General features: G+C 55.2%; 15 protein-coding genes and 1 tRNA gene. 14 read left to right on the top strand and 2 right to left on the bottom strand.

Going from position 1 to position 19,436, the window contains the following annotated elements; all coding sequences use genetic code 11:
• Nucleotides 1-345: 345 nt before the first annotated feature.
• The 14 genes from BCF11_RS15605 to BCF11_RS15535 all read left to right on the top strand — a co-directional run bounded on the left by BCF11_RS15605 (nt 346) and on the right by BCF11_RS15535 (nt 16,907).
• Nucleotides 346-1,980 (top strand): DUF2142 domain-containing protein, encoded by a 1,635-nt coding sequence (locus tag BCF11_RS15605; protein WP_098495540.1) that lies wholly within the window; start codon nt 346-348, stop codon nt 1,978-1,980.
• 2 nt (nt 1,981-1,982) lie between these two features.
• The gene (locus tag BCF11_RS15600) at nt 1,983-2,639 is read left to right on the top strand and encodes a hypothetical protein (RefSeq protein ID WP_098495539.1); all 657 of its coding nucleotides are present in this window, start codon (nt 1,983-1,985) and stop codon (nt 2,637-2,639) included.
• Nucleotides 2,640-2,694: 55 nt separating this feature from the next.
• Complete coding sequence (locus tag BCF11_RS15595) at nt 2,695-3,702, top strand: glycosyltransferase family 2 protein (protein ID WP_098497524.1); 1,008 nt, start codon at nt 2,695-2,697, stop codon at nt 3,700-3,702.
• Nucleotides 3,703-3,711: 9 nt separating this feature from the next.
• Nucleotides 3,712-4,857: a glycosyltransferase gene (locus BCF11_RS15590; RefSeq protein ID WP_098495538.1), complete on the top strand. Its 1,146-nt coding sequence runs from the start codon at nt 3,712-3,714 to the stop codon at nt 4,855-4,857.
• Complete coding sequence (locus BCF11_RS15585; protein ID WP_098495537.1) at nt 4,847-5,647, top strand: bifunctional 2-polyprenyl-6-hydroxyphenol methylase/3-demethylubiquinol 3-O-methyltransferase UbiG; 801 nt, start codon at nt 4,847-4,849, stop codon at nt 5,645-5,647. The genes BCF11_RS15590 and BCF11_RS15585 overlap by 11 nt, the downstream gene beginning before the upstream one ends.
• Nucleotides 5,641-6,591 carry a lysylphosphatidylglycerol synthase domain-containing protein gene (locus tag BCF11_RS15580; RefSeq protein ID WP_098495536.1) on the top strand — a complete coding sequence of 317 codons (951 nt, stop codon included), beginning with the start codon at nt 5,641-5,643 and terminating at the stop codon, nt 6,589-6,591. Before BCF11_RS15585 ends, BCF11_RS15580 begins: the two co-directional genes overlap by 7 nt.
• A 21-nt stretch (nt 6,592-6,612) precedes the next feature.
• Nucleotides 6,613-7,413, top strand: coding sequence for a bifunctional 2-polyprenyl-6-hydroxyphenol methylase/3-demethylubiquinol 3-O-methyltransferase UbiG (locus BCF11_RS15575; RefSeq protein WP_098495535.1), 801 nt, complete (start codon nt 6,613-6,615; stop codon nt 7,411-7,413).
• A 202-nt stretch (nt 7,414-7,615) separates the two neighbouring features.
• Nucleotides 7,616-10,684: a formate dehydrogenase-N subunit alpha gene (gene fdnG, locus BCF11_RS15565; protein WP_143751338.1), complete on the top strand. Its 3,069-nt coding sequence runs from the start codon at nt 7,616-7,618 to the stop codon at nt 10,682-10,684.
• A gap of 8 nt (nt 10,685-10,692) precedes the next feature.
• Entirely contained in the window at nt 10,693-11,667 is a 975-nt protein-coding gene (gene fdxH / locus BCF11_RS15560; RefSeq protein WP_098495532.1) for a formate dehydrogenase subunit beta, read from the top strand.
• Nucleotides 11,664-12,305 carry a formate dehydrogenase subunit gamma gene (locus tag BCF11_RS15555; protein WP_098495531.1) on the top strand — a complete coding sequence of 214 codons (642 nt, stop codon included), beginning with the start codon at nt 11,664-11,666 and terminating at the stop codon, nt 12,303-12,305. Before fdxH ends, BCF11_RS15555 begins: the two co-directional genes overlap by 4 nt.
• 138 nt (nt 12,306-12,443) lie before the next feature.
• Nucleotides 12,444-13,391, top strand: coding sequence for a formate dehydrogenase accessory protein FdhE (gene fdhE, locus BCF11_RS15550; protein ID WP_098495530.1), 948 nt, complete (start codon nt 12,444-12,446; stop codon nt 13,389-13,391).
• A complete protein-coding gene (gene selA / locus BCF11_RS15545; protein ID WP_098495529.1) occupies nt 13,392-14,834 on the top strand; it encodes an L-seryl-tRNA(Sec) selenium transferase in 1,443 nt (480 codons plus the stop codon). It abuts the gene before it with no gap.
• Nucleotides 14,831-16,771, top strand: a complete 1,941-nt coding sequence (gene selB, locus BCF11_RS15540) for a selenocysteine-specific translation elongation factor (RefSeq protein ID WP_098495528.1) — start codon at nt 14,831-14,833, stop codon at nt 16,769-16,771. The genes selA and selB overlap by 4 nt, the downstream gene beginning before the upstream one ends.
• A 40-nt stretch (nt 16,772-16,811) precedes the next feature.
• Nucleotides 16,812-16,907, top strand: a tRNA-Sec gene (locus BCF11_RS15535).
• A gap of 6 nt (nt 16,908-16,913) precedes the next feature.
• On the opposite strand, the gene waaC is transcribed toward BCF11_RS15535, so the two are convergent.
• Together waaC and BCF11_RS15525 are read right to left on the bottom strand one after the other, a co-directional pair.
• Nucleotides 16,914-17,900 (bottom strand): lipopolysaccharide heptosyltransferase I, encoded by a 987-nt coding sequence (gene waaC, locus BCF11_RS15530; RefSeq protein WP_098495527.1) that lies wholly within the window; start codon nt 17,898-17,900, stop codon nt 16,914-16,916.
• Between the two features lie 24 nt (nt 17,901-17,924).
• Nucleotides 17,925-19,313, bottom strand: a complete 1,389-nt coding sequence (locus BCF11_RS15525; RefSeq protein ID WP_098495526.1) for a phosphomannomutase/phosphoglucomutase — start codon at nt 19,311-19,313, stop codon at nt 17,925-17,927.
• Between the last annotated feature and the right edge of the window lie 123 nt (nt 19,314-19,436).

Raw genomic sequence — 19,436 nt, 5'->3', positions numbered from 1 at the left:
CGAGGCAAGGCTGACGGGAGTTTCTTAGCCCAGAACTCTGATTGAGCACAACAGTAATTGACTATAAAGTAACTTCATCAAAAATATCAAAACATAAAATTGAAACAGATTGTGATTTTTATTATTTCTAACAATCTAGCTCGACTACAGTTAGTTCATATAAACAAAAATCGAAATTTTTTATCCCCGCCACATACACAGCGATACAAAATAATACATTGAGCCATATTTTTCATCTAAATTTCCATGAAAATCATATCGCCCCAATCCGGATATGATTTCGGTGAACAGCTGTCATAATATTTCAAAATTAAAATTTTTACATTTTTAAAAAGAAAATGATACATGCTGAATTTAAAAGATATTTCTAAAAAATATCCATTCTCAATGCTTTTAATATCTTTGCTTTTTCTGATCAAAGCACTGTATCTATCTTTTTGCATAACACCATTTTCAGCTGTTCCGGACGAAATCGGGCATTTTGCATACACCCAGGATATTGCATACGGCAAAGGGATCCCCGTACTAAGCCCCCCTTCGACGGGAAAGTCGGTGATAGGCGCCGACATTATGGGATATGTTGAGAAAACTACCGAATCTCAACCAGCATATAACTGGATTGCCCAACATCCTCCTATCTATTACATTATTGCAGCAATACCGTTAAAAATAGGAAGCCTGATAACCAGTAATGTAGATATTCTTTATTTTCTGCCGCGTATCGTATCCGCGTTATCCGGAGCCTTGCTTTTGCTGGTTCTCTTTCGGACTTTCAGGGTTGTTGGATTGGATTCATCACGCGCAACGGCAATCGCAGCATCAATTGGTTTTATCCCGATGATTTCACACTTATCTTCGGGCACCAATCATGATATGTCTCTTTTTCTATTTTCTGCCTTGGCCACTCATTTCTTTGCCAGCTATATTCTCAAACGAGAAATGAAAAGTGCGTATCTATGCGCAATATGGCTCTCGATTGCTGGCGGAACAAAAATGATGACTCCATTGGTTTTTCTAGTTCCGATGATATTTATTCTAATCCTCGAATTTCCGCGATCAAATCGAATCAAACACGCAATTGGAATTACCCTGACTTCAATATCTATACCAGCAATATGGATGATCCGAAATTATATATATTTCGGATCTCCTCTATATACATCTGGCACAAATAGAAAGCCAGGATTGGAAATTGCTTTAAATCAAAGTTTTTCGGAGTATATAAAATCACAACCGGTATTCGAGTCAATAGCTCATACATTTTATGGCATGTTAGGGCATATTGAATTCTCTCAAGGAAATTTATTTCTTGAATATGACGTGTTGCCACGTCATTTAGAATTCAACGGAATTACAGCGAATGGTGTGCCATACGATATATTTTTGTTCGTTTTATTCACTATGGCGTGCTTTTGCTTGATTTACATCTCAAAATTGGCATGGCATTCAATTCAAAAAGATAAAACACTTCATAATGATTATTCAATAATATTGAAAATAAACTCTCACCTTGTAAATAATAAATATCTATTCAAATTACTCATTGGCAGTATTTTCTTTGCATCATTTATCGCCATTCTCATCGGCCACGCCAGCTTTAACGATCCTGACAATTTTAAATCCATTGTATTTTCCTTTGTTCCAATATCGATATTTTTGGGAATTATGGCATTTTCCTTAGTTTTTTTCCCATTAAATGATACTGATAGAATTGCTCTTTATGGATTTATAATAACGTTATTTTTTGGCTCCATTTTTTTATACCATATTTATGGCGCTTATCTCGCAGAAGGTGTTTTGCGAGCGGTGCAAGGGAGATATTTTTACCCAATCATTCCCTTGATATTATTATCCGCTTCGATTGTATTGATGCGATTACGCATTCCTGGACTCATTATTAAAATTGGGACTATTCTATTGGCATGTGCAGAATTTTCTTTTTATATTAAAGAAGCAATCCCATTTTATCTTTCATATTAATTATGAAATATCTAAAATCATTTTCCGTTCTTTTTTTATGGATAGCCAGCTTTATAGTTTTTATTTTTATTTTTTTGAGCGGAGCATATTCAAAAAAATATAAACATACTGTCCTTGCTCCACCAGAAATATTAAAGCAGGTACCTGTCGGTGAATTGATAGCCGGTTTTCATCTTGAGCAACCCATCAATTGGAACTGGTTCAAAGATTCAAGATTGAACGCATCAGACACGCTTTGCATTAATCTTTTATTGGCAAACTTCAACGATCGAGACAATACCGGAATTTTTTCCGTTAGCTTGCAAGCAGAACATTTTTCACAAAAAATTTTACTCAATGCGCATCAAGTTCATGACAATGTCTATCAACCGTTTTGCTTTGATGCCCTGCCCCTACAAAATATCGCTGACAAGCCCATCAAGCTTGTCTTTGAAGGCATCAATAGTCTCCCGGGTAAGGCCATTACGGCTTGGATGACATCAGATACAGCGCGGGGGGAAGCACGTCTCAATAATCAGGAACTGAATCAGGCGCTTATCTTCTCCATCGACGCAGTTACAACATCCAACAAGAAACTTACCCAAGTGATCGTGCTAACCCTGTTATGCGGCTTAAGCATCTCGATATTGTTTTGGCCCACTAAATTAAAGCTACATTAAACCGGGCAGCAGATTTTTTCACCGCATGCATCAAATACGGAAGAAACAGAGCATTGTGAAACTGATTATCCAAATTCCCTGTTATAACGAGGCAGGAACCCTCGCCATCGCGCTTTCAGCGTTACCTAGAAAAGTCCCAGGGTTTGATAGCGTCGAATGGCTGATCGTTGATGACGGCAGTAGCGACGATACTGTCAAGGTTGCCCGGAAAAATGGCGTCGACCATGTTGTACGCCATACTCGCAATCAAGGCTTGGCACGTGCGTTCATGACAGGACTGGAAGCCAGCCTGCATCTAAAAGCGGACGTTATTGTCAACACTGACGCTGATAATCAATACAATGCGGATGATATCCCTGCTCTTACGGCCCCTATTGTCGCTAACCAAGCAGATATCGTAGTTGGCGCACGTCCGATTGAGACAATCAAGCACTTTTCGCCGCTGAAGAAGCTGCTGCAAAAATTAGGCAGCTGGGTGGTCCGTGTCGCCAGCAAGACCGACATCCCGGACGCCACCAGCGGCTTTCGCGCCATCAGCCGTACTGCCGCCCAAAACATGACTGTTTTTAGCAGTTACACCTACACACTGGAAACCATCATCCAGGCCGGCCAGAAAAACATGAGCATCACCTCGGTGCCGATCCGGGTGAATGGCGATTTGCGGCCGTCACGGCTGGTCAAAAGCATCTCATCGTATGTAACGCGGAGCATAGTCACTATCGTCAGGATTTTCATCATCTATCGTCCTTTTCGCTTCTTTGGATCGATTGGCGCGGTGTTGTTTGGTGCTGGCCTCCTGGTTGGCTTGCGCTTCATGTGGAAATATTTCGTCGGAGAAGGCGGCGGCCACATACAGTCCTTGATTCTCGGCGCCGTTTTGCTGGGAATGGGGTTCCAGACCATGCTGGTAGCTTTTTTGGCGGATCTGCTGGCAGCCAACCGCAAACTGACCGAAGACGTACGCTTTCGGTTAAGGGACGACAAAGACGCAAACGCAGTCCTGGATCATTCGATTGATCAAGATATGCAACTGGTGTCGTCACCTGACGACATCGCCGCTTAAGCAGACCATATGAAAATCGTCCTGTGGGGTACTTATGATATTGGCAAACCAAGGGTAAGGTTGCTGCGCGACGGCATCCGGAAAAACGGCTTTGAATTGATCGAGTGCCATACAGATATCTGGAACGGTATCGAAGACAAAAGCCAGATCAGCGGCGTCTTCAGCAAGCTCACCTTTATGTTCCGTCTCTTTTCCTGCTATCCATCCCTGGTCTGGCGATATCTGCGATTGCCGGCACATGCTCTTGTTCTGGTCAGCTACCCAGGCTTGTTCGATGTATTGGTCATCCGCTGCTTCGCCTGGTTGAGGCGCGCGCCGGTAGCTTGGGATGTATTTATCTCGGCCTACGATACTGTCGTCGATGACCGGCGTTTGTTCGGTGTCCGCCATCCAGTTGCCCGTTTGCTGTGGGGGCTGGAATGGCTCGCCGTCAGAGCGGCCGACGGTGTCTTCATGGATACAGAAGCACACGCCAGACGAGTGGAAGAACTCTTTCGTTTGCATGGCGGCGAATGCGGCATGGTGTCGGTGGGCGTGGAAACAGAAAAATTTCCAGCTTCCCCTGCACCCTTCCCCCGCCCGCGCAAACCCTTGCAAGTACTGTTCTACGGCCAGTTTATTCCCTTACATGGGATCGGATATATTGTAGAAGCCGCCGGCTTGCTGCGTGACGAAGAAATAGATTGGATATTGATCGGGAAGGGGCAAGAAACGCCGCGTATCCGCGAGCTGCTTGCAAACACCCCCTTGCCTCGCCTGCGCTGGCTTGAATGGGTTGATTATCCGGATTTGATCACTTGGATTCAACAAGCGGATATCTGTCTCGGCATTTTTGGCAACTCGAAGAAGGCTGCCAATGTCATACCGAACAAGGTTTATCAGATTATTGCGGCACAAAAACCATTGATTACGCGGGACTCCCCTGCAATTCGGGAGCTTCTGCAACACAGTCCTCCATGTACCGTTCTAATCCCTGCAGGCGATGCTGGCGCGCTAGCAAATGTAGTGAAATCGTATGCAGATATGCCGGTAAATGATGGCACAACACATTGCCACGTTAACCTCACTCGCAAGATTGACGCTGCAGCCGTTGGAGCGCAGTTCCATAAATGGCTGCTGACAAAAGAAAATTTCAGGATCAACAATGAAAATTGACCCCATGCTTGGACCAGCAGTTCCGGAACTGGGTTGGGTTCCTGCACCACGTTACCTGATGCGGCGGGCACGTATCCAGCAGTTGATGCACAAAATACCATCCGGACGGCTGCTGGAGATCGGATCAGGCGCTGCAGCCTTGCTGGTTGAGCTATCCAAAAATGGATTCCGGTGCGAGGCTCTGGAACTTTCTGCAGAAGCTCGCATATTGTCGCAATCGGTAGCCGATAAATTTGGCCAGAACATTCCGCTTCATGCACTTCCCGGCACCCAATGGCAAAATTGTTTTGATGTGCTGTGCGCCTTTGACGTGCTTGAACACATCGAGGATGACCAGCAGGCATTGGCTCAGTGGGCATCGTGGATCAAGCCGGGTGGGCAACTATTGTTGTCCGTACCAGCCCACATGAAGTTATGGCGCGCAGGCGACAAATGGGCCGGACATTTTCGGCGTTATGAACGCGAATCGCTGATTGCTGTGCTGCAGAATGCCGGACTGGAGGTGGAAATATTCGAATGCTACGGATTTCCACTGACGAATCTGACCGAATGGATCAGCGCACCTATCTATGCTCGTCGCATATACAACAATGCCCAGAACGACAACGCGAACCGTCGTCAAAATAATGACAGGAGCGGCACCGACCGTAAGCCGCACATGACGCTCTACCCTCTGTTAAGCTCAACGCCGGGAAAGTGGGCGCTGCAGATATTTTCCGCAATACAAAGCATTTTCGTTAACAGCGACCTGGGTAGCGGCTATGTCGTCAAGGCCAGACGCCGATGCTAAAACGAATCTACCGCCTGTTAGGCTTGATGATTGGCCTGGCCGCCATGATTGCTTTCATGGGATATGCTGTCAAGACCTTGACCATTGCAGATATAACGCATTATCTTACCGGTCCGGCGCTAGCAGCCATCCTCATGGCGGCGCTGCTCTACGCAACCATTATTCCGGTGAGCGCCTGGGCTTGGAAAAGCATGCTTGCCGATATCGGCTGCCCTCATTCGTGGCACGAGCTATCGATGATCATGGGCGTCACTCAGATGGCGAAATATCTGCCGGGAAACGTCGGACAGCATATTGGCCGCGCTGCAATGTCGATGACGCGTGGCATCTCCATTCAGCCATTTTTGTTGACCGTATTCTCTGAAACCTTGCTTGCCTTGCTAGCGGCTTTAATGATTGGGACGGCTGGCGCTTTTTTCTCACAAGCTGGTCTTGCCAGCTTTACGTCTGCACACCAGACCATTTTCATTCCGGTGCTGGCCGGGCTGTTAATCATTGTGCTATTGCTTTATCGTCCGCTGGCACCGCGCTTGCTCAGACGGTTTGCTCCTGCTTACGATAGTTCATCGCTGGCGGGACTGCTGCCCCATTCGATTACGCTGCTGAAAGCTCTGGTGGCCTACTGTTTGAACTACGTCACGATTGGCATTGGGATTTTCCTGATAGCGATGGTTTTACTGCCAGAAGCAAAACATGATTTCATGCTGCTGCTAGCCAGTTTTTCCCTGGCTTGGGTCGCCGGTTTTTTTACACCGGGCGCGCCCGCGGGCTTAGGTGTTCGTGAAGTGATCATGCTTGGCATGCTCAGCGCCAGCTACCCAGGATCAAGCGCTCTTCTCATCATCGTCGCCTTCAGGCTGGCGACCATATTGGGTGATAGCTTCTGCTTCCTGGTTGCCTATGCCGCGCTTATTTTTTCACGGCGCACAGCATATTCTTCTTAATCACTATCTGCATCCCACTCCATGAATCTCGAACCTACCGGCGAAAGAATGATCGTTGAGCATTACCACTCTTCGCTCGAAGACTATGTCATCTATGTAATGCATATCGCCACTTACAATTTTGCCGAACAGTTCACAAGGGGAAAACGTGTTCTCGATTATGGCTGCGGCAGCGGTTATGGCTCCGCACGCATCTCAAAAACTGCTGCTCATGTAGATGCTGTCGATGTAGCGGACGACGCCATTGCGTACGCCATAGAACATTATGCAGCGGATAACCTTGGCTTCCACCGCTGCGCACCAGATGGCCGCCTGCCGTTTCCGGATCAGTCATTTGACACGGTACTTTCGTTTCAGGTTTTTGAGCACATTCAAGAAACCACGCATTATCTATCGGAGATTCGCCGCGTCCTGGCACCTGGCGGACATCTGCTGCTGGCAACTCCGGATCGCAGCAACCGCTTACTGCCCTTCCAGTCTCCCTGGAATCGCTGGCACATCCGTGAATACAGTACGAATTCGCTCCGAAGAACTTTGAGTAGAATTTTTCCGGACGTCCAGATACAACATATGAGCGGCCGCCAGGAGGTGATTGGCGTAGAACTGCGGCGCTGCACAAAAGTGAAATGGATAACGCTCCCCTTCACACTGCCTTTTATACCAAGGTTCTTGAGGGTGAAACTATTGAATGCGCTTCATGCATTAAAAAGTAAACGCGCGTCGTCTGGCCCGCCGCAACAATTCAATTTTGATGAATCCCACATAACAATTGCGACAAATGTGCAGCCATCTTTAAATCTGGTGGCAGTAGTTCGGAAATAGCTTCTCCCAGACAGGGTTTCTAAAATGGCACTATAATTATCAATTAAACAATATGCCTAGGATCCCGCCAAAATGGCGCCGGACGATTTTCCATGCCAGCAGGACGAATAAACTTCCCTCTGTTGGCAAACAATAATCCATCCTATAATAAAACAGCATATTCCGAACGCTGTGGCATTACTGCACAAAGAGAGGTCTACCCATGGTTCACATGTCGCGGCGTCAGTTCCTTAAAACGACTGGCGCTACCCTGGCAGGCTCGAGCCTGGCGCTCATGGGATTTTCACCGGCGCCCGCGCTGGCCGAAGTCCGCAGCTATAAGCTGACGCGCAGTGTCGAAACCCGCAACACCTGCCCCTACTGCTCTGTCAGTTGCGGAATCCTGATGTACAGCCTCGGCGACGGCGCCAAGAATGCCAAGGCCAGCATCTTCCATATCGAAGGCGATCCGGACCATCCGGTCAACCGCGGCACGCTTTGCCCCAAAGGCGCGTCGTTGCTGGATTTCGTGCATAGTCCGAGCCGTTTGCAGTTCCCCGAATACCGGGCGCCCGGCTCGAAGGAATGGAAACGCATGTCGTGGGACGACGCGCTGAGCCGCATCGCCACCCTGATGAAACAGGACCGCGACGCCAATTTCGTGGAAAAGACGCCGGAAGGCCTGACTGTCAACCGCTGGCTGACCACAGGCATGCTGGCAGCGTCCGCCAGCAGCAATGAAGTCGGCTACCTGACCCACAAAACCATGCGCAGCCTCGGGCTGCTGGCGTTCGACAACCAGGCGCGTGTCTGACACGGTCCGACGGTGGCAGGTCTTGCCCCGACGTTTGGCCGTGGAGCGATGACGAATCATTGGGTCGACATCAAGAATGCGGATGTAATACTGATCATGGGCGGCAATGCGGCCGAGGCCCATCCATGCGGTTTCAAATGGGTGACCGAAGCCAAGGCGCATAACAAGGCGAAGCTGATCGTGGTCGATCCGCGCTTTACGCGCTCGGCCTCGGTCGCCGATTTCTATGCGCCCATCCGCACCGGCACCGACATCATTTTCCTCGGCGGCGTCATCCGCTACCTGTTGGAGAAAGACCAGATCCAGCACGAATACGTCAAGAACTACACTGACTTCAGCTTCATCGTGCGCGAAGACTTTACCTTTGACGACGGGATTTTCTCGGGCTACAACGCGGACAAGCACAACTACAGCAAGACTACCTGGGATTACGAACTGGGCGAGGATGGTTTCGTCAAGACCGATCCGACCCTGGCGCATCCGCGCTGCGTGTTCAACCTGATGAAACATCACTACGAGCGCTATACGCCGGAAATGGTGGAAAGCGTATGCGGCACGCCCAAGGATAAATTTCTGAAAGTGTGCGAGATGCTGGCCTCCACCGCCTCGCCGACGCGTGCCGGCACCATCTTGTACGCGCTTGGCTGGACCCAGCACTCGATCGGCTCGCAGATCATCCGCACCGGCGCCATGGTGCAGCTGCTGCTTGGCAATATCGGCATCGCCGGCGGCGGCATGAACGCCCTGCGCGGCCACTCGAATATCCAGGGGCTGACCGACCTGGGACTGATGACCAATCTGCTGCCGGGTTATATGACCTTGCCGTCGGAAACCGAGCAGGATTTCGGCAAGTACATCGCCGCCCGCGCCAGCAAGCCGCTGCGTCCCAACCAGCTGAGTTACTGGCAGAACTACGGCAAATTCCACGTCAGCCTGATGAAATCCTGGTGGGGCGATGCCGCCACCGCGGACAACAACTGGGCCTACGACTACCTGCCCAAGCTGGACAAGCCCTACGACATGCTGCAAGTGTTCGAGCTGATGAAGCAAGGAAAGGTCAACGGCTATATCGCACAGGGTTTCAACCCGCTGGCGGCAGCCCCGGACAAGGGCAAGATCGGCGCCAGCCTGGCCAAGCTGAAATTCCTGGTGGTGATGGATCCGCTGGCCACCGAGACGTCCGAATTCTGGAAAAACTATGGCGAATTCAACGACGTCGACTCCAGCCAGATACAGACCGAAGTGTTCCGCCTGCCGACCACCTGCTTCGCCGAGGAAGAAGGTTCCCTGGTGAATTCCGGCCGCTGGCTGCAATGGCACTGGAAAGGCGCGGAGCCTCCGGGCGAAGCGCGCAGCGACCTGGAAATCATGTCGACCCTGTTCCTGAAGATGCGCAAGATGTATGCGAAGGATGGCGGCAAGTATCCCGATCCCATCGTCAAGCTTTCCTGGCCCTATGCCAATCCGGAAAATCCGACCGCGGAAGAGCTGGCCAAGGAATACAATGGCCGCGCACTGAGCGACCTGGCCGACCCCAAGGATGCAAGCAAGATCGTGCGCAAGAAAAACGAACAGGTGGCCGGCTTTGCCGAACTGCGCGACGACGGCAGCACTGCCTGTGGCTGCTGGATCTTCGCCGGCTGCTGGACCGAAGCCGGCAACCAGATGGCGCGCCGCGACAACTCGGATCCGACCGGCATTGGCCAAACGCTCAACTGGTCGTGGGCATGGCCGGCCAATCGGCGGATTCTGTACAACCGCGCCTCATGCGATCTCAACGGCAAGCCGTTCGATGCCAGGCGCAAGCTGATCGGCTGGAACGGCCAGAAATGGGGTGGCGTCGACATCCCCGATTTCAAAGTGGATGAAGCCCCGGCCGGCGGCATGGGCCCGTTCATCATGAACCCGGAAGGCGTGGCGCGTTTCTTTGCCAAGGCCGGCATGGCCGAAGGGCCGTTCCCGGTGCACTACGAGCCGTTTGAAACGCCGGTCGGCTATAACCCGCTGTTTCCGAAGAACCCGGCAGCCACCAGCAATCCTGGTGCGCGCGTGTTCCCGGATGATCGCGCCATGTTCGGCAAGGCTGACGCCTTCCCGCACGTTGGCACCACTTACCGGCTCACCGAGCATTTCCATTACTGGACCAAGCACGCCCGCCTCAACGCCATCATCCAGCCAGAGCAATTTGTTGAAATCGGCGAGGACCTGGCGAAGGAAGTCGGCGTGGTGGCTGGCGAGCGGGTCAAGGTCAGCTCCAAGCGCGGCCATATTGTCGCCGTCGCCGTGGTGACCAAGCGCATCAAGAAAATGACGATTGAAGGCAAACCTGTGCATCACGTCGGCATCCCGATCCACTGGGGTTTCAAGGGCTTGACCAAGCCGGGCTATCTCGCCAACACGCTGACACCGGGTGTGGGAGATGGCAATTCACAAACGCCGGAATTCAAGTCGTTCCTGGTCAAGGTTGAGAAGGCATAGGAGAAACCATGGCCCTGCAATCTCTAGATATCAAACGCGTCTCCGCCACCACCACGCCGCCGCCCAGCGTGCGCGAGCCGGTGACCGGCACTGTCGCCAAGCTGATCGACGTCACCAAATGCATAGGCTGCAAAGCCTGCCAGACCGCCTGCATGGAATGGAACGACCTGCGCGACGAGGTCGGCGTCAATGTCGGCGTGCTCGACAATCCGCCCGACATGACGGAACACTCGTGGACCGTCATGCGCTTTTCGGAGTACGAAAATCCTGACGGCAACCTGGAATGGCTGATCCGCAAGGATGGCTGCATGCACTGCGAAGATCCGGGCTGCCTCAAGGCTTGTCCGTCACCCGGCGCGATTGTCCAGTACAACAATGGCATCGTCGATTTTCATGAAGAAAACTGCATCGGCTGCGGCTACTGCGTGACCGGTTGTCCGTTCGATGTGCCGCGCATTTCGAAGAAAGACAACAAGGCCTACAAGTGCACGCTGTGCTCGGACCGGGTCGCCGTCGGCCAGGAACCGGCCTGCGTCAAGACCTGCCCGACCGGCGCCATCGTCTTCGGCACCAAGGAAGACATGAAGGAGCACGCAGCGGAACGCATCGTCGACCTCAAGGAACGCGGCTTTGCGCAAGCCGGCTTGTACGATCCGCCGGGCGTGGGCGGCACCCATGTGATGTATGTGCTGCACCATGCCGACAAGCCGTCGCTGTATCACGGCTTGCCGGACAATCCGCGCATCAGTCCGCTGGTCTCGCTGTGGAAAGGCGTCGCCAAGCCATTGGCGCTGGCGGGTATCGCACTGACCGCGCTGGCCGGCTTCTTCCATTACATCAAGGTCGGCCCGAACGAAGTCACGGATGAGGACAAGGCCGCAGAAGAGGAAGAATCCGGCGCCTCCAAGCGCGCCGCTCTGCTGACCGCGCCCGAGAACAATGCGAACGATCCCAACATCAACGCACAGGATCTGCCACCATGAACATGCACCAGCGAGATGTAGACAAAGACAAGATCGTCCGTTACAACGCCGGCGAACGCATCAATCACTGGCTGGTCGCCATCACCTTCGTGGTGCTGGCGCTGTCGGGCCTGGCCTTGTTCCACCCGGCGATGTTCTGGCTCAGTTTCGTGCTGGGCGGCGGCCCCTGGACCCGCATCCTGCATCCTTTCATCGGGCTGCTGATGTTTGTCTGCTTTGTGCTGCTGGCGCTGCGTTTCTGGCGCCACAACCTGATTGAGAAAAATGACATCGCCTGGCTGGAAAACGTCGGCGACGTCATCAACAACCGCGAAGAAAACCTGCCGCCGGTGGGACGCTACAACGGCGGACAGAAATTATTGTTCTGGGTAATGATCGCTTGCATGGCTGGCTTGCTGCTGTCGGGCATCGTTATCTGGCGCGCCTGGTTCTCCTGGCTGTTCCCGGTCTTTGTGATCCGGCTTGCCGTGCTGCTGCATGCGCTATGCGGCTTTGTCCTGATCGCCGGCATCGTGGTGCATATTTATGCCGCCATCTGGGTCAAAGGGACAGTCGGCGCCATGACGCGCGGCACGGTCACCCGAGCCTGGGCGCGCAAGCACCATGCGGACTGGTACAGAAAAATGACTGGGGAGTAAAATAAACCATGCGACTCTTGCAGGTTAATTAAGCTACATTGGCAACTTGTGCATCAAAAGGTAATTCACGAAAATAAACAGCGGCATGCTTTTCCGCGATTTCCGCGGTTGCCGATTGCTGCGAAAAAAGGAACTACCTTGCAACGTATCCTTGAACCAGGCGAAATCGAAGCGCTGGATCACAACGCGATTCCACGCGTCCGGCTGCCGCAGCGCGCCAGTATTTTCGGCGACCGCGCGCGGCGCCTGAAACAGCTGGCGGCGGGCAATCCTATCGGCGACTACCTGAACCTGATGGCGTCGCTGGCGCAGGCCCAACAGCAGGCATTGAACGGCTTGAGCGGCGAAACGGACAGCCATGCCCGTGACCAGGCGCGCAACAACCTGGCCCAGACGCATCTGCTGCCGCTGATCCTGGCGACAGACCAGGTGCGCAGCCCGCATTGGCAGACAGTGCTGGATCAGCTGCTAGAGCAGCTGACAAAAGCCAGCGGCTTGCCGCCGGCGCTGATACAACTGATAGAGCGCATCCGGCAAACCGGCGCCAACCAGCGCGACAGCCAGGCCGAAGCCATCTTGCGGCGAAATAATGAAATCGTCGATCCGGCCAGCGCCCCGTTCTATGCCGCTGCCCTGCAGGTGATCTGCAGCGATCTGGTGACACGTTTTGATGTCCACGACGTACCCTTGCTCGACACCCCAGGCCTGTGTCCATGCTGCGGTTCCATGCCGGTTGCCAGCGTGGTGCGGATGGATGGCCAATCGCAGGGCCATCGTTACCTGCAATGCGGAATGTGCGCCGCCGAATGGCATATGGTGCGCATCAAGTGCGCGTACTGCGACTCCACCAAAGGAATCGCCTATCAATCCATAGAAGACGAGCAGGCTGCCGGCGCGGCCGCCATCAAGGCTGAGACCTGCGATGAATGCCATAGCTGGCTGAAGATTTTTTACCAGGAAAAAGATCCTTACGTAGAACCCTTGGCGGACGACCTGGCGAGCCTGACGCTGGATCTGCTGATGGGTGAAACCGTTTATGCACGGCGTCAGGGCAATCCCTTGCTGTGGCAAGCAGCGGAGGGCTGAATGAGCGCTGCGAGCCCGCTCAACAGTCCGCCGCTGGCTTCAGCCAGCGACATTCCCTCGGTAGATCGGGTTCTGAATCTGCCGCACCTCAAGCCTTTGCTGGCGCAATATGGCCGCACCCAGGTAACCGCCGCCGTACGCAAGCATCTGGATGGACTCAGGGCCCAGGCCCTGGCCGGTAAACTGGCCGCGACCGACATCGAGGAGCCCCAGCTCTGCGCGACGGTGGGGCAACAACTGACTGACGCCAGCCGCCTGCACCTGCGTGCGATGTTCAATCTCAGCGGCACCGTACTGCATACCAACCTGGGACGCGCGCTGCTGCCGGACGAAGCGGTGCAGGCCGTGGTCAGCGCCCTGACCTCGCCCGGCAATCTCGAATTCGACCTGGAAACCGGCGGCCGCGGCGACCGCGACAGCCTGGTAGAAGACGTCTTGCGCGAACTCACCGGCGCCGAAGCCGTGACCGTCGTCAACAACAACGCCGCTGCGGTATTCCTGATGCTGAACGCGTTAGCGCAAAAGAAAGAAGTGATCGTCTCGCGCGGTGAACTGGTGGAAATCGGCGGCGCCTTCCGCGTGCCCGACATCATGCAGCGCGCCGGCGCAAAACTGGTCGAAGTCGGCAGCACCAACCGCACCCATCCTGCCGATTATGCCAACGCCATCAATTCGCGCAGCGCCATGCTGATGAAAGTCCATTGCAGCAATTACGCCATCAGCGGCTTCACCAGCAGCGTCGATGTCGCCACGCTGGCGGAACTGGCACGCCCTCACGGCATTGCCGTGACGGTAGATCTTGGCAGCGGCACACTGCTTGACCTGACGCAATGGGGCTTGCCCAACGAAGCCACGGTGCGTGAAACCATCCGCCAGGGCGCCGACCTGGTGACCTTCAGCGGCGACAAGCTGCTGGGCGGGCCACAGTGCGGCATCATCGTCGGCCGCGCCGACCTGATAAACCGCATCAAAAAAAATCCGCTGAAGCGTGCGCTGCGCGTCGGTAAGCTGACCCTGGCCGCACTGGAGCCGGTGCTGCGCCTGTACCTGGCGCCGGAATTCCTGGCCGAACGGCTTACCACCCTGCGCCTGCTGACCCGCCCGCAAGCGCAAATACGAGCGCAGACAGAACGCCTGCTGCCGACGTTGCAGAAAGCGCTGGCAAACCGCTACACGGTGACCGCTGAAGCGATGTTCAGCCAGATCGGCAGCGGCGCCTTGCCGGTCGACCAGCTGCCTAGCCACGGCCTGGTGCTGCGCGCCGATAACGCCGACGGCAAACGCCACGGCCGCGCGCTCGACAAGCTGGAACGGGCGCTGCGGCAGCTGCCGCGGCCGGTGGTCGGACGCATCGCCAACGACGCCCTGTGGCTGGATTGCCGCTGCCTGGAACAACACGAGGAAGCCAGCTTCATCTCGCAACTGCAGGATCTGTCCCTATGATCGTCGGCACCGCCGGGCATATCGATCACGGCAAGACCACGCTGATCAAAGCACTGACCGGCGTCAATACCGACCGCCTCAAGGAAGAACAGGAACGCGGCATTTCGATCGAACTTGGCTACGCCTACACCGCACTGCCGAATGGTGAAGTGTTGGGGTTCATCGACGTTCCCGGCCACGAGCGCCTGGTGCACACCATGGTGGCCGGCGCCAGCGGCATCGACTTCGCACTGCTGGTGATCGCCGCCGACGACGGCGTCATGCCGCAGACACGCGAGCATCTGGAGATACTGCAATGGCTGGGCGTCGATGCCGGCGCCGTTGCCTTGAGCAAAATCGACCGCGTCGATGAGGCGCGCATTGCCGACGTCACCACCGAGATTCAAGCACTGCTGACCGGCACCAGGCTGACTGGCGTACCGATATTTAAGGTCGCGGCGCATCTGCCGCAAGATGCCGGAACCACGGCGCTGCAACAGCATCTGCATGCCGTGGCGCAAAGCATGCCGCCGCGCCGCGCCGACGGACTGTTCCGGCTGGCGATAGACCGGGTATTCACTCTGCCGGGACACGGCACGGTGGTCACCGGCACCGTTTTCTCCGGCCAGGTCGACAACGGCGATCATCTGGCGCTGATGCCGGCCGGCGACACGGTGCGTGTGCGCAGCCTGCATGTACAAAACCGCCCCGCCGCCAGCGGCAGCGCCGGCCAGCGCTGCGCGCTCAACCTGAGCGGCATTGACAAGGACGCTATTAAACGCGGCGACTGGCTGGCGGATCCGCGCGCACTGACGCCGTCGACACGGATTGACGTCGAGCTGCAGCTATCGGCCGGCGCCGGCCTGGTGCTGCGCAACCGTTCTCTCCTGCACGTCCATCTCGGCACCTTGCACCAGCTTGCACACGTCACGCTGCTGGAAGGGAATACCCTGAACTCCGGCCATCGCTGCCGGGTGCAGCTGCAGTTTGAATCCGCCGTCTGCACGACGCCGGGCGACCGCTTTATCGTCCGCAATGCGCAGGCCAGCATGACAGTCGGCGGCGGCCACGTACTCGACCCGACCGCCCCGGCCAGAAAGCGGCGCACGCCGGAACGGCGGGCCTGGCTCGATGCGGTCGAGCAAATGTTGAGCGGCGCTGGCCTCACGGCATTGCTGCAAACGGCCTCGCCTGGCGGCGTGCGCCTGTCGACGTTGATGCAGTTGAGCGGCTTGCCATCGAATGCTTTGTCATTGCCGTCGGATGCACAGACGATTGTCACCGGTTCAACCGGGCAGGATAAATTTGTCGTGCTGTCGGCCCAATGGCAATCTCTGAAAGCATGCGCAGTCGACGCACTCACGGATTTCCATGCGCGCTTTCCCGATGAGCAAGGCGTCGACAGCGGGCGTCTGCGGCGCATGGCGCAGCCGACGCTCGACAACGCGCTGTGGCTGGCGGTTCTGACCTCTCTTACCGAGGACGGCGCGATACAGCGTAGCGGACCGTGGCTGCATTTGCCGCAGCATGCGGTAGCGCTGTCGGAAAGCGAACAGGCGCTGGCGAAGCAGCTGCTGGCCACGCTTGCCGCCGCAGGTTTCGATCCGCCGTGGGTGCGCGACCTGGCAAGGGTCCATTCTCTGCCTGAAGAACAGGTGCGCCAGCTGCTGCGCAAATTGCTGCGGCAAGGATCGGTTTATCAGGTTGAGCGGGATCTGTTTTATCACCATGAGCGCATGCGCGAACTGGCTGCACTGATGGTCGCTCTGATCGCGCAACGAGAAACGGAAGCTAGCCCAACGGCTGCTGCCGGAGTGAACGCAGCAAGCTGGCGCGACGCCACCGGCCTCGGGCGCAAGCGAGCGATTCAGATTCTGGAATTTTTTGATCGCATCGGCTATACCCGCCGCCTGCGCGATGCGCACGTGTTGCGCGGCGGCGACCTGGACTGGTTCTGATAGCGTAGAAATTGCGAATCAGGATAAGATAGCGCAGCAAGGAAGGCACACGTATCCGGTGATGCGGCCGGGCTTCAAACCCGGTGGGGGGTGCCAGTCACTCCCAGGTAGGTTCGACTCCTGCTGCCTTCCGCCACTCGGCTTACGCCTCCAGCGTGTCGACTGCCAGCGCAACCTGCTCCACCGTTGGCGGCATGCCGATTTCTCCCAGGTTGATGATCTGCGGTGACCAGTTGCCTTCGGTTTTCCAGCGTGGAGAATCACAGTACAGCTCGATGGTTGGGCGATTGAAGGCGGCCGCAATGTGCGTCAAGCCGGTATCAACGCCGATCACCAAAGCGGCGCGCTGTGCCAGCAATACAGCTTCCATCAAAGGCAATTTAGGCAGCACGCGCGCATTGCTCATTTGACTGGCCAATTGCTCGGCATTGCTTTTCTCCGCTTCGCTGCCCCAGGGCAGCAGCACCGGCAAGCCCCGCTCCGCAAGCAGGGCGGCAATCCGCACCCAATTGGAATTGGACCACTGCTTGGCGGCGCGCGCCGTGCCGTGGAAGAAAACGGCATACTGCGTGGCCGGCAACCATGTCGGCAGGTCAGCAGGCTTCATAATCGCGGGCTGCATATTGAAATCAGCCGCGGTGTCTACACTATAGCCAAGCGCTTGTGCCGCTACTTCACGAGCGCGCAATACTGCGTGCGTGTGCAAGCCCACTTTAATACTCTTGGTATGGAATATGCGAGACAATGGTTCGTAGCCGGAACCCTCGGTTGCGTTCGCCAGGCCAATGCGCCGACCATTGGACGCCAGGCGCACCATGCGCATGACGATGCTGGTCTTCAGTAAGCCCTGCGTATCGAACACCACATCGTAGGCGTCCTGTTTCAGCTGCTTCCTGAAATTCGCAATTTCCGCCCGTGTCGCCGTAGTCAACAGGCTCTTGCGCCAACGCCGCAATGCGATCGGGATGATGCGGCGCACGTCGGGATTCATACGCACCAGGCCAGTGTAGCCTTCTTCAACGACCCAGTCGATATTCGCGTCGGGATAATGATGTCGGATATCCGACACCATTGGCATGTTATGCACCACATCTCCAAGCGAGGAGACACGGACGATCAGAATGTTCAAGCCAAGGCCACTTTGTCAGGTCGATTAGAAAGGCAGTGCTGCATCAGGCTTCGCAGCCATAATCACGCGCTTGAACTCGGATTGAATCCGTGCCAGCGCTTGTTCCGATTCTGCCTCAAAACGCATCACGACAACCGGTGTGGTATTCGAGGAGCGGGCCAGGCCAAAGCCGTCGGCGTATTCAACGCGCAAACCGTCGATCTTGATAATTTCTTCCGAGCCGGGAAAGCTCGCCTCATTCTGCAATTTCTCGATCAGGGAAAAATTCTCCCCTTCTTCCAGTTTCAATTGCAGCTCAGGCGTGCTGGACGATTGCGGCAAGGCGTTCAGCAGCGCGGATGGATCGCTTTCACGGCTCAATAGTTCCAGCAGGCGCGCACCGGCGTAAAGGCCATCATCGAAACCGTACCAGCGGTCCTTGAAGAAAACATGGCCGCTCATTTCACCGCCCAGCGGGGCGCCAGTTTCTCGCATCTTGGCCTTGACCAGCGAGTGTCCGGTCTTCCACATCAAGGGCTTGCCGCCGTGCTCGGTGATCCATGGCGCCAGATGACGGGTACATTTGACGTCATACAGGATCTCGCGACCGGGATGGCGCGTCAGCACATCGGCGGCGAACAGCATCAGCTGCCGGTCCGGATAGATGATCTGGCCGTCTTTCGTGACGACGCCAAGACGGTCGCCGTCGCCGTCGAATGCCAGGCCGATTTCCGCATCGGAGTTTTGCAAGGCGCGGATTACGTCCTGCAGATTTTCCGGATGCGCCGGATCGGGATGGTGGTTGGGGAAAGTGCCGTCCACTTCGCAGAACAGTTCCTGCACCTCGCAGCCGAGTGCGCGATACAGCTCGCCGGCAAAGGCGCCGGCGACGCCATTGCCGCAATCGACCACGATCTTCATCGGCCGCGCCAGTTTGGTGTCGCTGACGATGCGCTGCAGGTAGGCACTCTTGATGTCACGTTTGCGATAGCTGCCGGTCGGTGCCGATACGATAGCCTTGGCGTCGCTATTCGCGATAGTCTGGTACAGCTGCTGAATGGTGTCGCCGTATATGGCCTCACCCGCGAGCACCATCTTGAAACCGTTATAATCGGGCGGATTATGGCTGCCGGTGACCATGATTCCGGATTGCGCGCCCAGCACGTGGGTCGCAAAATACACCATCGGCGTCACCACCACACCCAGGTCGATCACATCCACGCATGCGTCCCGCAAACCTGTTGCCAGTGCAGCGGCCAGTTCCGGTCCGGACAAACGGCCGTCGCGACCGATAATCACCGTTTTTTCGCCTTTGCTCCGCACAGCGGCGCCGAAAGCCCGGCCGATCTGACGTGCGATGCCAGCGTCCAGCGTACTGCCGATGACACCGCGGATGTCGTAGGCCTTGAATATCGATTTAGAGAGTGGGAGCATGATTTTATGTAACGAGAATGTGGCGCTTTTTTAAACCCGCAGCGAACAGACAGTTCGCATGCCACTGCCAGCGTGGTTGAACCGTCCAACCGAGCTGAAAGATGCATGCCTGGCTTCAAGCAC

Origin of the sequence: Collimonas sp. PA-H2, assembly GCF_002564105.1 — a bacterium.
Taxonomy (GTDB): Bacteria; Pseudomonadota; Gammaproteobacteria; order Burkholderiales; family Burkholderiaceae_D; genus Collimonas.
This window is presented reverse-complemented; position numbering and strand designations above follow the sequence as displayed.